The organism is Gilliamella sp. X-60, assembly GCF_057063585.1.
Window position 1 is genome coordinate 50,397 of the sequence record NZ_JBXSQJ010000016.1, and the last position, 15,330, is coordinate 65,726.

10 protein-coding genes are annotated in these 15,330 nt (G+C 37.1%); 9 read left to right on the forward strand and 1 reads right to left on the reverse strand.

The genetic code is table 11. The features are described from left to right. Window positions 1-510: 510 nt before the first annotated feature. The 7 genes from ACYIAM_RS09175 (at window position 511) to sstT (ending at window position 12,253) form a co-directional block, all read left to right on the forward strand. On the forward strand, window positions 511-1,746 hold the full coding sequence (locus ACYIAM_RS09175) for an NRAMP family divalent metal transporter (RefSeq protein WP_483748038.1): 1,236 nt from the start codon (window positions 511-513) through the stop codon (window positions 1,744-1,746). A 14-nt stretch (window positions 1,747-1,760) separates the two neighbouring features. After that, window positions 1,761-2,537, forward strand: a complete 777-nt coding sequence (locus ACYIAM_RS09180; RefSeq protein WP_483748045.1) for a LamB/YcsF family protein — start codon at window positions 1,761-1,763, stop codon at window positions 2,535-2,537. A gap of 161 nt (window positions 2,538-2,698) precedes the next feature. After that, a complete protein-coding gene (locus ACYIAM_RS09185) occupies window positions 2,699-4,297 on the forward strand; it encodes a 5-oxoprolinase subunit B/C family protein (protein ID WP_483748039.1) in 1,599 nt (532 codons plus the stop codon). Next, a complete protein-coding gene (locus ACYIAM_RS09190; protein ID WP_483748040.1) occupies window positions 4,290-6,038 on the forward strand; it encodes an acetyl/propionyl/methylcrotonyl-CoA carboxylase subunit alpha in 1,749 nt (582 codons plus the stop codon). The genes ACYIAM_RS09185 and ACYIAM_RS09190 overlap by 8 nt, the downstream gene beginning before the upstream one ends. A gap of 133 nt (window positions 6,039-6,171) precedes the next feature. Then, entirely contained in the window at window positions 6,172-7,524 is a 1,353-nt protein-coding gene (locus ACYIAM_RS09195) for an SWIM zinc finger family protein (protein WP_483748041.1), read from the forward strand. Beyond that, window positions 7,514-10,828 carry a hypothetical protein gene (locus tag ACYIAM_RS09200; protein WP_483748042.1) on the forward strand — a complete coding sequence of 1,105 codons (3,315 nt, stop codon included), beginning with the start codon at window positions 7,514-7,516 and terminating at the stop codon, window positions 10,826-10,828. The genes ACYIAM_RS09195 and ACYIAM_RS09200 overlap by 11 nt, the downstream gene beginning before the upstream one ends. A 183-nt stretch (window positions 10,829-11,011) precedes the next feature. Beyond that, window positions 11,012-12,253: a serine/threonine transporter SstT gene (sstT, locus tag ACYIAM_RS09205; protein WP_483748046.1), complete on the forward strand. Its 1,242-nt coding sequence runs from the start codon at window positions 11,012-11,014 to the stop codon at window positions 12,251-12,253. Between the two features lie 197 nt (window positions 12,254-12,450). On the opposite strand, the gene ACYIAM_RS09210 is transcribed toward sstT, so the two are convergent. Further along, window positions 12,451-13,521, reverse strand: coding sequence for a DUF3829 domain-containing protein (locus tag ACYIAM_RS09210; protein ID WP_483748043.1), 1,071 nt, complete (start codon window positions 13,519-13,521; stop codon window positions 12,451-12,453). Between the two features lie 476 nt (window positions 13,522-13,997). On the opposite strand from ACYIAM_RS09210, the gene ACYIAM_RS09215 reads away from it, so the two are divergent. Both ACYIAM_RS09215 and ACYIAM_RS09220 read left to right on the forward strand, forming a co-directional pair. Next, window positions 13,998-15,145, forward strand: a protein-coding gene (locus ACYIAM_RS09215; protein WP_483748044.1) for an IS3 family transposase whose coding sequence is annotated in 2 segments (ribosomal slippage) — window positions 13,998-14,244 and window positions 14,244-15,145 — 1,149 coding nt in all. Because the reading frame shifts where the segments join, the coding sequence is not laid out codon by codon here. A 68-nt stretch (window positions 15,146-15,213) separates the two neighbouring features. Then, the coding region (locus ACYIAM_RS09220) for a transposase (protein ID WP_483747552.1) at window positions 15,214-15,330 on the forward strand (117 nt) is incomplete at its 3' end.

A 15,330-nucleotide genomic window follows, 5' to 3' on the forward strand; every position in this document is an offset into this window, starting at 1 on the left:
TTATCATGTCTAGATTGTAAGTTAAGTAAACATATTATAAAAATATCATTAAAAATTATTAAAAATATCTTTATGGGTAACTCTATTTTTGTTTTATGTAAAACATAAAACAAATTTATGAAAAAAAACTTACCTTATATTTAAATTGGTATAAGATGAATTTCTTTAGTTTTTTATATTGAAATGTAGGGTTATCTGAAACTTCTTTACAAAAATTATTATTTTTAGTAATGTTAATTAAAGATATTTACCCTATTTAAGGGTATTTTTGCACATTAATTGAGTGCAAGTTAAAAATTGAGTTATCTCCTTTATCATTAATAAGTTCGTTATTCTTTGTTGATGAATCATTATAATTATTTTTTATTAGTTTTTTACTTTAAAAACAGTAATTATATTTATCCCTATTTATCAAAATTTGTTAGAGCTATGGCATAGTCATTGTCTGTAAATACTATTTGGTATAACTATAGTCATAATTCTAGAAATAAGTTTAGAGGAAACATGCATATGGAAAATAATAGCGGTAGTACCGTTGCTTTTGTTAAAAATCGGCGTGCCTCATTAATCAGTGCTATTTTTTTAATGGCGACTTCGGCAATTGGTCCGGGCTTTATTACCCAAACAGCCACTTTTACCGTCACCCTTGGTACTGCTTTTGGCTTTGGTATTTTAGCCTCTATTATTATTGATTTTGTTGTTCAGCAAAATATTTGGCGAATTGTTGCGTTAACCAAAATGAATTCTTCAGATATTGCTAATGCGACGATTCCATTTAGTGGCTATATACTTGCAGTGCTGATTATATTTGGTGGATTGGTGTTTAATATTGGTAATATAGCCGGCGCTGGTTTAGGTTTAAACGCACTTGTTGGGCTTGATCCTAAATGGGGTGGGGCAATTAGTGCGCTCTTAGCGGTTTATATATTTTCATCCCGTAAAGCCAGTCATTTTATTGATCGTTTAATGATTGGTTTTGGTTTGCTCATGATTATTTTGACCTTGTTTGTGGTATTTGCTTCTCAACCACCTGTTGGGCAAGCTTTAAAGGAAACGGTTTTTCCAAGCAGTGTTGATTTTGCCTCTATTACGACTATTGTTGGGGGAACGGTTGGGGGGTATATTTCTTATGCTGGTGCTCACCGTTTACTTGATAAAGGTATGGTTGGTGCTCAGCATATCGATTATGTTTCGGGCGCGGCAACCAAAGGAATAATGGTTGTGGGTTTGATGCGTTACATCTTATTTTTAGCCATTTTAGGTGTGGTTGCAAGTGGTGTAACAATTGACATTTCAAGCTATGCTGCCAATCCCGCATCACAAGCCTTTCAGGCCGCTTTAGGTGAATTGGGGTTACGTATTTTTGGTTTGATTTTATGGGCGGCTGCGATAACTAGTATTATTGGCGCAGCTTATACTTCGATGACTTTTATTACCCCTTTTAAACGGGCAATTACAGAAAAGCAACGCCAGTTTGCCACTATTGTTTTTATTGCTGTTTCGCTAGCTATTTATTTAATCATGGGAACCGCACCTGTATCATTATTAGTTTTTGCGGGCGGTTTTAATGGTTTAGTTTTACCGCTTGGTTTAACTATTTTTGTCTATATTGGTTGGCGACGTGCTGATCTTATGTCTGGATATCATTATCCAAGATGGCTATTGCTGTCAGGTGTAGTTGTGTGTGCAATTACTTGGTATATGGGCATAATGTCGGTTGCTACTATTTTTAACTATTTAAAATAGAGGACAATATGACAATCACTAAATGTATTGATTTAAACAGTGACCTTGGCGAGAGTTTTGGTCAATGGCAGATGGGAAATGATGAGGCAATGCTAAAAGTTGTTAGCAGTGCCAATATTGCTTGCGGATTCCATGCAGGATCGCCAGCGGGTATTTTAAAGACATTAAAAGCGGCTAAAGCTAATCATGTCGAAGTCGGTGCTCATGTCGGTTATCCTGATTTAGTTGGTTTCGGTCGTCGTAATATGGATATAGCCGCCGATGAATTAACCGCAGATGTGATTTATCAAATTGGTGCACTCAAAGGGTTAGCCGCTTCAATTGGTGCTAAGGTGAGTTATGTTAAACCTCATGGAGCCTTATATAACACAATTGCGCATGATAAGCGTCAGGCAATGGCTGTGATTGATGCACTTTGTTCGATTGATTCAACACTGATTTTAGTTGCGCTTGCGGGCTCAAAACTCATTGAGTGGGCTAAAGAAAACGGCTTACGTGTGGTTGCCGAGGCTTTTGCTGATAGGGCATATCATGCCGATGGTACGTTAGTGTCTCGTAAAGAAGCCGGCGCTGTGTTGCACGATCCCGATCTAGTTGCAGACCGTATGCTACAGTTAGTGAGTGATGGTGGTGTGACTTCTATAGATGGGCAGTTTGTCGGTATTGAAGCGGGATCAATTTGTGTTCACGGCGATAGCGCTGGTGCCTTAGCAATGGCGCAAAAAGTTCGTGAAAAATTACAACAAAATGGCATTAATATTGTTTCGTTTGCTAAGGTAAATAATCATTAGATTAGTTAAGTTTTGGAAACTTAGTTAAGTTAACGAAAAAATAGAACTATGATTAGATACGAATTTGTTAAGCCGGCAATAAATTTAGTCTCTGATATGACACAACGCTATAAAATAGTTATAGTTAGGGATTGGATATTTACTATATATAGAGGTGCTTAATGCGATTTTTACCCGTTAATGTTGATGCGTTTATTGTTGAATTAACAACTCTTGAGCAAACGATGGCGCTTACCAATGCACTGCAAAGTGTATTTATGCATTGGCATATAGAAGAGATAATCCCCGCAGCGCGCACTATATTGATTCGTTATAACCCCATTGCGACTAATGCTAATACGCTTGTTAAGCATATCGCTAAATTGGATATTTCAGCAAGTGTTATGCAATCTGGTGAATTGGTGACAATACCTGTTCATTATAATGGCGAGGACTTAGCCCAAGTGGCTGAATATCTAGGTATAACTGTTGCTGAAGCCATTGCAAGACACACCAATAATGAATATCAAGTGGCTTTTTGTGGCTTTGCGCCTGGCTTTGCTTATATGGTGTCTAAAAATGCTCAGCTTAATGTACCGCGTCGTCCATCACCACGAGTTCGTATTCCAGCTGGTTCAGTTGCTTTAGCAGGTGAGTTTAGTAGTATTTATCCTCAAGCTAGTCCCGGCGGTTGGCAACTTATTGGTATAACCGATACCGCTGTATGGGATTTAAATCGCGATCAACCTGCATTATTGAAACCCGGTAGCCGAGTTAATTTTGTTGATGCTAGCAAATCCACTAAGAAGTATCATTTGCCTACCACTAAAAAAGGCGATAGCAACAGCAATCAACAACAGGATATCAAAATATTAGCAACAGGATTACAAACACTTCTACAAGACGCAGGGCGCATTGGTCAGGCGGCATTAGGTATCTCTGAATCTGGAGCGATGGATAAGGGAGCATTACATAGCGGTAACCGCATTGTGGGCAATCCAATAAATGAAGCCGTATTAGAAATTACGCAAGGTGGTTTTAAAGCGCAGGTAAACTGTGGTATGTTGGTTGCTGTTACAGGGGCTGAGTGTGATATACACATTACAACATCAGATGGCGAAAAGTATAATGAGGCCATGTATCAACCGATTCAATTGGAAAAAGGCGATATTATTAGTTTGGGAAGCGTAAAATGTGGTGTGCGTAGTTATTTCGCTGTGCGTGGTGGTTTTCAAGTATCACCTGTTTTAACCAGTTGCTCTTTCGATACACTTGCTCAAGTCGGACCATCGCCACTTAAAATCGGTCAAACGCTAGCTATTAAAAAAATTCAAACCTTAAATGCGGTGTCGTTAACCGAAACACCAATGATACGCTATCCTACTTGTAATGATATTATTGTACTCGATATTGTGCTTGGACCGCGTACTGATTGGTTTACAAAGCAAGCGGTAGAATTACTTTCTTCTCAACTATGGCAGGTGACACCTGCATCTAATCGCATTGGTTTACGTTTGTCTGGTGACATGCCTTTAAGCCGTGACAAAGAGCAAGAATTACCCAGTGAAGGCACCTGCATTGGAGCAATACAAATTCCAGCAAATGGGCAGCCAGTACTATTTTTGAATGATCACCCTTTAACAGGGGGCTATCCTGTTATCGGGGCTGTGTGTACATACCATTTAGATTTGGCCGGTCAAATTCCAGTCAATGCCAAAATAAAATTTAATCCTATAGGGATGTTTAAAGAAATTGAAGGGAGTGATATTGATCATGTCTGAAAATAATCAAAAAATAACTCACAAAGTATTGATCGCTAACCGAGGCGAGATTGCCGTACGTATTATACGTGCTTGTCGTGATATGGGTTTTTTGTCTATTGTAATTTATGCCGATGCGGATATTGATGCACTTCATGTACAAATGGCAGATGAAGCTTATGGATTATCAGGCAACTTACCGAGTGAAACTTATCTCGATATTGATAAAATCATTGCTATAGCCAAAAAATCAGGCGCTACAATGGTGCACCCAGGTTATGGGTTTTTATCAGAACGTGTTGAATTTGCTAAAGCAGTGCAAAATGCTGGTTTAATATGGATTGGACCAAATCCAGAAACGATCGAAATATTAGGCGATAAAGTCAGAGCCAGACAACTTGCATTGCAAGTTGGCGCGCCTTTAGTGGCTGGAACTAAACAACCAGTGCAAGATGTTAAAGAGGTCGTTGAATTTGCGCACGCTCATGGTTTACCGATAGCGATTAAAGCGGCATTCGGTGGCGGCGGTCGGGGATTAAAGGTGGCTTGGCAAATGAAAGAAGTTGAAGAACTTTATCATTCCGCTGTACGCGAAGCGACTACTGCCTTTGGTCGTGGTGAATGTTTTTTAGAACAATTTTTACATAATCCTCGGCATATTGAAGCACAAATCATTGCAGATACATTAGGTCATGTTGTTGTGGTTGGAACTCGTGACTGTTCACTGCAACGTCGTAACCAAAAATTAATTGAAGAATCACCAGCACCGTTTTTAAACGAACAATTAGAGCAACAAATTATTCAAGCTTCGATTGATATTTGTGCTAAAGCAAATTATGTCGGCGTGGGTACAGTTGAATTTTTGCTTAGTCAGGATGGCAAGTTATCTTTCCTTGAAGTAAACACAAGATTGCAAGTTGAACACCCAGTTACAGAAGAAACAACGGGTGTCGATCTTGTTATCGAGCAACTGCGCATTGCCCAAGGTTTACCGCTTAGCATTAACCAAACGCCTAAACCACGAGGTCACGCCATTGAGTTTCGTATTAATGCTGAGGATGTAGCTAATGGCTTTTTACCCGTAGCTGGTACAATTACGCAGTTTGATGCACCATCGGGGCCGGGAGTACGTTTAGATAGTGGGGTGGTAACGGGTTCAACGATCCCTGCAATGTTTGATTCACTCATAGCAAAACTGATTATTGTTGGAAATAATCGTGAACAGGCCATTGCAAGGGCTCGTCGTGCTTTAGCTGAGTTTTCGATTGAGGGGGTGGCAAGTGTATTACCATTTGCACGTGCGGTTATTGAACATCCTGATTTTTGTGATGATTTTAAAATGCATACGCGTTGGATCGAAACTGAATTGACTGCAACAATAACGCCGGCCAAAAGGCAAATACCACAAGAAGAAGCAACGCTGACTCACACATTTATCGAGATTGACGGTAAACGTTGTAAACTGGGTTTTCCTGCACAACTCTTTGCTGGGTTATCCTTGCAAACGGAAGCTAATTTAGATACATCTTCAAGCGTGAAAGAAGAAATCTCTGAATTGATTGTCCAGTCACCTGTGTCGGGTAGTCTTTTTAAATGGGTGATGAATGATAATCAAAGCGTAAACGCAGGCGATGTTATTGCTATTATGGAAGCCATGAAAATGGAAGTTCAAGTTATTGCACATCGAAACGGCGTTTTAAAACAGACAATCAAAGAAGGCAATTATGTTAACGCGGGCTCACCTGTTGCAGAAATCATTTAGATAGCTTTGATAAAACAAGAATATTTTTCATCAAAATAGTAAAAAAACATCAAATATAGACAATATATTTTGCTTATTTTATACTCATGAGCATGATATTTTGTCTATTTTTAATGTGTTAGGATGATTTATATTGAAGTTTTCTCAGCAATCAAAACTCACTAACGACGTATTAGCCTTAGCGTTATCGCCAGCCTTAACACCAGATGGAATTATTGACAACCCTCAATTTTTTGCTGGTTATGCTCTTTACCCACAGATTCTTGCTAGATCTTTACTGGTTCTAGCTGATATTACTGCGACCCGATATTTTAAACCGGTGCCGGTGACTTTGCGTGATCCTGTTTTATCTGCGCAAGGGAATCAATTAAGAGCAGAAGTTTTTTCTGCCTGTAACAGTGTTTATGCCCGTTTAGATTTGCTACAACAAGGATTTGATGGAAAAATATCACGAGGCACAACCAATGTAGATATTGGTATTAGCTTAAGGCAAGCGCTAACTCAGGTTAATAATAAAGATAAACTTTATCTCAATATTGGCAATCAAGGTTTGGCAACGCACCATATCCAAAAACAAGATAGAGATGTGATTGGTATAAAAGCCATTATTGAGCGCCCTGTTGCAATGCCAGATAGGTGGATTCGAGCACTTGGTAATGTAGCTGAAATTCATACCAAAATGGTCGCTGTTTTTACGATAACGGGAATACAAGCACAAACGTTTATTGCGGGATTGCCAACCGTGACTAGTAAACAACAATCAAGCTGGCTAGTGCCATCCAATACCGGTATTAAATTGATGGCTCAAGGCGATATCAATAGTGTGTATATTTCGGGGCTACACCGGTTAAGCGCACTTAAGCGATTAATGACCAATATTAAACGTTTAACTTTTTATCGGTTAGCAAGTGGCGAACAAGGATCCTGCATGGTAGAAGTCGAACTCGACGGTGCAAGGCTTACTTTGAGCTTAACTGCACAGCCATGGCAAGGTTATTCTGGCGAAGGCGCCTTACTTGAGTTGCTTGCACCAAAACAGCAATTACAAAATGCTCAACTTATTCAATCTATTTTACAATTTGATTCACTAATTGATCTGACTCAGCTAGCGATAAAAACAGGGTTAGATACTCAGCACATTAATAGTTCGCTGGCGTATCTAGCTGTTTCAGGTAAATTGGGTTTTGATGTACACCAAAATGGCTATTTTCATCGTCAATTGCCTGAAGATCCTAATCATCGACTTATCAAAGATAATCCGCGTTTAAAATCGGCCTATAAATTGCTTGAATGTATTGATCGGGTTGATGAAAACACATGGATGGTTCACTCGAATAACGAAGACTATCGTGTCCGTTTTGTTAGGCAGAATAGTAAAATGATATCACAATGTACTTGCTCATGGTATCTGAATCATCAACTCAAAAAAGGACCGTGTAAACATATTTTAGCAGTGCAAATTAAGGAAAATATTTATGAATGCTAACTTAGTGAAAGCCGAAGCGATTTTTACTTCTTTGAATTGGAACAATGTCACAGCTGACAATATTTTACAACAACCGCTAGGTAGCAAAGAGCAGCAAAAGATTGCACTTTTAGGATTAAAAAGTGGCAAATGGGGTGACTATGTCAAAGTTGGTAACGCTTTTCAATGGCAAGATTATGTTAAGTGTAATAAAGCATATTTAGCTTTGTACGCCATTCGGATTGGGGTATCAGTGAGCCGAGCGTTAAAACTTGCTCATTATACTTATTCATCTTTGTTATTGCCGGTTATTATTGAACGTGGTGAGAATTATGCACAAAATTTTGTGCAACAAGCGTCTGCGCCTACAGATCTTGCTGTTCAGTTGGTAGATCGTTTAAATTTGATTATTCCTGAAAATCAAAATTATATCGCCGATTGGACGTTGTATGCGGCGGTTGCTATGCGTGGTTGTGATGTTGTAAAGCATTTTTCAGTTGCTATTCATGATGCTGATATTGTCGACCCTTTTTACGATAAAATCCCTCCAAATATAGCTCAATGTCAGCGTCGATTTATCGAACATATTCAAATTGCTATTGCGTTAAATACACCTGCTACAGGGTCTTTTAGTGAAGTGTTTCGCTTGGGGGTAACATTAGGTTGGCTTGACCGAGAGCAAGCAAAAGAGTTAATTTTTTTAGCCTTAGATATCGCTATTCGTCCTATAGATCGTAAAGTATGGTTAGATACACTTTATGATTTAGGTGTTACCGATGCTGAATTGTGTCAGCGAGTACCTGTTTTAATTCCATTACTAGCCATGGGTGAATCAGCAATCATTAATCGATTAGCACCCGTTTTAATCCCCTTTGTTGATGATGAGTTATTAGTTGAAGTGATGACGGCATGCTTATCATCTAAAATAAAATCGGTCAAAAAATTAGTGTTAAAGATTGCTCTAAATCGCAAAAAGCCCAAAAATGCTGATTTGTTTATGCCTTTGTTAAACCTATTACTTGACCAAACTGATGAGTCAATTGTGGCTTTAACTAGCAAACTAATTACAAAGTGGCATCTTGATAATCATACCATACAATCTAATTCCTCCGAATTACAACAACTTTGGCAACCAACACCGCCACTTTGGCAATTACCACCTTTTGAATTAGAGCCTATTTCCCCTGATGTATTAACTGAGTTAGCCTCTGAATTAGTAAAAAGAAACATATCTGGTCATGATAGTGTGACGGAAAGATTTTTAGCTGTAGCCAATATTATTGCTTATCACGATCCTCAAGCTGCAAAAGCGAGTTTAGCTGGTATAAAATTGCGGGTTGACCGGCTTCTTGGCTTTCTATTTTATTGGCGTAAAGGCGAAGAGATTCCGTATCATAAATACTTGTCTGATTTATTGACAGCACGCGATTATATTGTTTGTAAAAACTTAGGCAAAATACCTTGTTTACTGTCGACACCAAGCATGAGTGATCTTTCAATAACAGTGGATGATCTTAGTCAACGATTAGCGATTTATCAACAGTTGAAAATTGATGCATTAGAGGCGGATCTGTTTTTAGCCTTGACTCGTCTTGATGTTTCGACACAAACATCATCAACGATAGAAAAACTCAAGAAGTTAAATGTTGCAGTCGTTTTGCAATCAGGACAAAAAATGCCAATTGATGCTGGCTCTTTAGTATTACAGTATCTGGACGATCCAGTAATCGAACCTAAATTAGCGTTAAATACTTATATTGAAGACGTACTGTCCCTGCCACAATCATTAAATTATTTTCCTAAACGTATTGGAAATAACGGATTTACAAAAATTCTTGCTATTTTTCCGTTATGGAACGATAGTGCAATACCGTCAGATATTGATTGGGCAACAGATTACCATCAAGGTTTTGAGTTCCAGCAAATTGTTAACAGACGTTCTCCTTTTGATGCACGTTCTGCAATGACATTGTTAGCTATGCAACGCGCTAATTCGCCTTATGTGGCTAGCAATATGGCTCAAGCCGTGAATGATGCATGGCAAAGAGGTTTGCTTATTCCTGGTGTGGCAGATGTTTTGTTACTGGAGCGGTTTAGTCAGGTTCCTTGTCGTATAGCTAGTTTGGTATCAGTATTAACCGATATTGCAAAACAAGGCATTCTTTCGGTGGTTTGGCCTATTTTGGATCAATTAATCATCGCATCATGTAAAGCGCCGAGACTGTTATCTGGCACGCTTGAAACTGTTGATGCGATAGCTGAGTTTTTACCAGAAGTTCAATATGCTGTCGATCAAGGCATAGCCGATGCCAATCAATTGCAATTATTTGGCATCAGAATGTTAGCCAGTAAAGAGGGGAGTGCTAATGCGATTAAGAAAGCAAAAGCCATAGTTGAAAAACTACCTAAAATCGCCCCTTTAAAACAAGACGTATCGATGCGAGCTCCTGATGATTTTGAACAAGTATGGTCAAAACCGCAAAAGGCTAAAGTTGTGCCTGAAGATAATGTTTCAATTACTATTAGTAAGCCTGTAATAGATCAATCATCACGCTTTTCTAAAGCATTGGCTAAATCACTAATGTTTACTTTAAAACTCCCCAATGTGTCTAACCAAGTTTTCCACATAGTAAAAAATGATTGGTATTATGATTTAGAATACGAATTCCAATGCGAAGCTTACCCAGCATTATCAAAAGATCAACAAGTTATACCTAATTTTCAATCAAGAGTTTGGTTACATTGGTGTATTAACAAACAGTTACTTGTTGTTGAAAAAACACGTAATTGGCAAGAAAATAACGATGGACCATTATCAAGTAAATATAATTTGATTTTTTTAAACACAGATAATCTGATTTTTTCAAAATCGTTAGTGACAGTGATTATCGGATTGTTGGCTCAAGACAGTGATACTTATAAAGCAAATTTTATTTTTGAAAAAAATGTTAAAAAAGGAATCATTGATGCAGATACCATGCGTAAAGCTATTATGTTGTTTCTCGATTATCCTGATTTAAGCCCCGCTAAATTAATTCGATTACTAGAAAAAAGACCAAGTTTATTGCCAATATTTTGTCCAGTATTAATTGAATGCATTAAGTTTGTTGGAAATCTAGTAAAACAAGGTGAAAAAATACCTGTTTGGATCAATCGGATTTTAGATATGTCATTAACCTATGCCCCTTATTTGAAAGAGGCAACTAGGCGCGGTTATCTAACTGAACTTGATTCTCAATGGCAAGGATTAGCGGATATTGCCCAAGCAAAAGCAAAATCAGTGGCAGTAAACAAAGCAAAACAATTACTTGAATTACTTAAGTAAGATGGTTATTTTTTGAAAATTGATTAGAACACCTAAAATATGTCTAATATAAAAGCAATGAATAATTAAATTTAATCATTATGTAAAGTGATATATAAAAAAACATTATGATGATGATTATTTTCTATAAACATAATGTTGAATTATGTTATTGTTTTGCCTTTATTTTAATAAACAAGGAATATTATGACTCATTCTTCTCATCCGTTGGTTCGTTTTTACTTAAAAGTAGGGTTGATACCGCAGATTTTATTGGGCTTAATATTTGGTATTATTCTCGCCGCAGTATCGAAAGATACCGCATTAGGAATGTCTCTTATAGGTGGACTATTTATTAATGCCTTAAAATCGGTAGCTCCTATACTTGTGCTCATTTTAGTGATTGCATCAATATCCAACCATCAGCATGGTAAACAGGCGAATATGAGATCGTTAATTACCCTTTATCTTGTTGGAATGATGTTAGCTGCACTATTAGCAACCATTGCTAGTTTTTTATTCCCATCGCAAATTTCATTTGGTGACACACTAAATAACCTTGAGCTTTCTCCGCCTAATGGCATTACCGAGGTGTTAAAAACGTTATTAGGCAAAATGATCGACAATCCTGTCAATGCGCTGATAAATGCAAATTATATTGGTCTTATTGTATGGGGAGTTGGTATTGGTTTAGCACTAAGGCACGCTAGTGAAAGCACTAAAACAATGATGAATGATCTGTCTTATGCTATCTCATTTATTGTCAGAATTATTATCCGATTTGCGCCTTTAGGAGTTTTTGGACTTATCGCTTCAACATTAGCCGAAACAGGTTTTGATGAGCTGAAAAAATATGCTCATTTATTAATTGTATTAGTTTCTTGCATGGTGATTGTTGCATTGGTTATCAATCCATTACTTGCTTATCTAGTTATGCGAAAAAATCCATATCCACTTGTATTCACTACTTTAAAAGAAAGTGCGATTCCTGCTTTTTTTACACGTAGCTCAGCAGCAAATATTCCTGTCAATATGGAAATTTGTAAAAAATATAACATGGATGAAGATACCTATACCGTTGCTGTGCCATTAGGCGCAGCAATTAATATGTCGGGAGCGGCTGTTACTATAACGGTGTTAACTTTAGCCACAGTTAATTCAATGCCGGCTAGTGCTGGTATACATGTTGATATCTATTCTGCGGTATTACTTTGTATTGTAACTTCAGTATGTGCTTGTGGGGCATCGGGAATTGCGGGGGGATCTTTACTGCTTATTCCTGTCGCGTGTAGTATGTTTGGTATTCCTAACGAAATTTCAGCTAAAGTGATTGGCATTGGGATCGCTATCGGTGTGATTCAAGATTCGGTTGAAACTGCGTTAAATTCGTCAAGTGATGTTGTGTTTATTGGTGCAGTTTCATCGGCAGCGCAAAATAAAAAATGAATATCAACGCAGATTAAATATTGAACTCTATTTACATTCAGCTACATAACCAACTACATAATGATATGCAGATGGTTATTTAACCAAAATTCATGCATTGCAAACGGTGTAATATTTACACCGTTGTTATTTATACCACTATTTATTGTCATTGATAATGACTAAAATGTTAGCAATGAAACGATGTTTATCTATTTTTAATTGATTACTTGATTATAGCCGCTAATTACACTTTTAAGTTCGCTATTCAAAGAATCAACTTCTCTTTCTATAGTATTGGTCTGTAAATTTTTTAAAACTACTTTCATTTGATTAATCAATCCAGGTAAACGATCAACGAAACGGTCATAATACATATCGTTTAAACCTTGTTGTTTAATCAAGTTATTTTTGCCTTTATTCGTCATTAATTCATTGGTTATGGATTCTATTTGCTGAATTTTTTGTTCAAGGGTTGATTTATCGAGATTTTTAAACTGGTTGTTTTCGTTAAAGCTTTCATTGATTAACTCGATAACATCTTCAGATAAATCCATGATTTCCATGCAATTGTAGTTAAGAGTTAACCCTTTGTTTTTTATTTCTGATTTTTGAAATGCATGGATTTCTTTGTATAATTTACCATAAGCTGCTAAAGCCACACTTTTTGCTTCAACATATTGGTTATAAAGCGTGTCAAGATTATTTAACAGTTCAGGTAATTTGGCAAAGTCATCCAATTTGTACTCATTATCTAAATAATATTTAGCTATCTGGTCATAAGCTAATCCTATTTCAACGTATTTATCACTTAATGCTTTGCCTGCGGCATCAAGTTCGGGTAACTCTGGTTTTAATGCTAATAACTCAGTAATGAATTGTTTATATTCATCAAGCTCCTTTGGTTCTGGGTGATAGCCGATAAAAAGTTTCGTTGGATTTTTTTTCACATAATTGACATCAATTTTACCGTTTTTATCACTGAGACCTCTTAAAAACCCTTTAACACTGCTATCAAGATGATAAAGAGAAGAAGTCATCTTGCCACGCCCATTCCCTCTTAATTTATCTGCAGCTTCGGAGACATTAGCATTAAAAACCTCTAGCCATATATTACCTTTACGCGCTTTCAGTGCAAATTGCCGTGAAACATCTTCAGTCTTTTTAGAATCAGAAGGTTTAGCCTCTGAAGTTGCTGTGGGTTGTTGTGTTTTGTTTTCGGTTGGTTTGTCATCACAGCCAATCATCAAAAATCCAGCAATCAATACGGTTAAAAATTTTTTTTTCATTATTTATTTCCTTAATTTTGGCATTATAAATTCAGTGTGTTAATACTTTATTATCTTTTAATGATTATTTCTAATAAAATATGAAGTTGAAACGATGAATTGCGATGTTTATGCTCAATTTTTATAATAATTCTGGCATTGATTGATACGATGGTTATTACATGTTTTAACAAATAGATACTGCGAAGTGTTAATTAATCACGAAACGGTATAGAATCCTGAATATTTTTTACAAAAATTTAGCTTGCTGTCTTAATTTATCTTCAATTTGGCTTTCTTTGCTATAGACCATAGGCTATCGAAGTCTTTGTCGTAGTGTTTTCACCTTTAAAGATTGCCTCTTTCACCTCTAAAGCTTGCTAGCATTAGGGTTAGTCCTACTTTTCGAAAGCACTACCAGTTTGATTGATCCTCGCCAAAAAAGTGGGCAAAAGTCGCCTCTATGATATAAACAAAAATCATAGGAGACAAATATCATGGTCAAAAAATTTAGTATCGAATTTAAACAACAATCGGTGGATTATGCGTTATCTAATGCACACCTTTCTATCAGCGAACTTGCTAACCATCTAGGTGTGGGTAAATCAACCCTAGATAAATGGATTAGGCAACTTTCCCCGAATAAAACCAGCCGTCGAGAGTTAACGGCTGAGCAACAGCGGATTATGGCGTTAGAAAAAGAGATTAAAGAACTGAAAATGGCCAATGATATACTAAAAAAGGCGCATGTGTACTTCATCAACAATCCAAGTCGGTGAAGTACGCTTATATGAAAAATCATTTAACCTGCTATCCCGTTACTAAGATATGCTCATTACTTGGTGTCAGTTCATCGGGTTATTATGCTTGGTTAAAAAGAGCAAACAAATCAGCCAAACTCATCGAGTATATTAAAAAGCAGTATTGGCAACATAAGGCCCGTTTGGGTGCGCCAAGCCTGCTTCATGATGCTAGGGAAGCGGGCTATCAAGTTTCAGAAAGGACAATTAGCCGTGTTTTGCAACAATTGGGATTACGGAGTAAAGCAGCACGTAAATTCAAGTATAAAACAGACACGGTTCATCACAATATTGCGCCCAACACGTTAGATAGGCAATTTAACCCTGATAAGCCGAATACGACATGGGTAACCGATATTACTTATATTAAAACGGGTGAAGGTTGGTTATATTTGTCGGTGATTATCGATTTATATGGACGAAAAGTAATTGCTAGGCAAACGAGTCGCTACATAGACCGTCATTTAGTGTGTAATACATTAAAACAAGCCTTATTGCGGCGTCATTTTCCTAAAAATGTACTCATTCATAGTGGCCAAGGAAGCCAATATTGCAGTGCTGATTTCAAGCAGTTATTGTTACAATATGGACTCAGGCAAAGCATTAGTCGAAGAGGGAACTGCTTTGATAATGCGGTTGTTGAAAGTTTTTTTCATACACTCAAAACACACATTATTCATGAATGTTACTACAAAACGAGGAAACTGGCTAATAAAGCACTATTTGAATATATTGAAATCTATTATAATCGGATACGCCGTCATTCAGCTAATGGCTGGGTATCACCTGGACAATATGAACAACAATATTACCAAAACGAAAAAATGATAGAGGTGGGCATGTAACTATCCCCTAAAATAGTACAGCAAAAAAGTAGAAAATTCTCTATGATAAAAGTAAAGGGGATTTAATTATGAAAAAAATGACTGAACATCAGATTGTATCTATTTTAAAAGAAGCTGAAGCCGGTATTCCTGTCAAGGAGCTCTGTCGTAAATATGGCATGGGTAATTCAACTTTCTATAAATGG

Bases quoted from the DNA above. Each gene is read 5' to 3' on its own strand.
- ACYIAM_RS09175 (WP_483748038.1), top strand. From the start codon at position 511: ATGGAAAATAATAGCGGTAGTACCGTTGCTTTTGTTAAAAATCGGCGT.
- ACYIAM_RS09190 (WP_483748040.1), top strand. From the start codon at position 4,290: ATGTCTGAAAATAATCAAAAAATAACTCACAAAGTATTGATCGCTAAC.
- ACYIAM_RS09200 (WP_483748042.1), top strand. From the start codon at position 7,514: ATGAATGCTAACTTAGTGAAAGCCGAAGCGATTTTTACTTCTTTGAAT.
- ACYIAM_RS09185 (WP_483748039.1), top strand. From the start codon at position 2,699: ATGCGATTTTTACCCGTTAATGTTGATGCGTTTATTGTTGAATTAACA.
- ACYIAM_RS09210 (WP_483748043.1), bottom strand. From the start codon at position 13,521: ATGAAAAAAAAATTTTTAACCGTATTGATTGCTGGATTTTTGATGATT.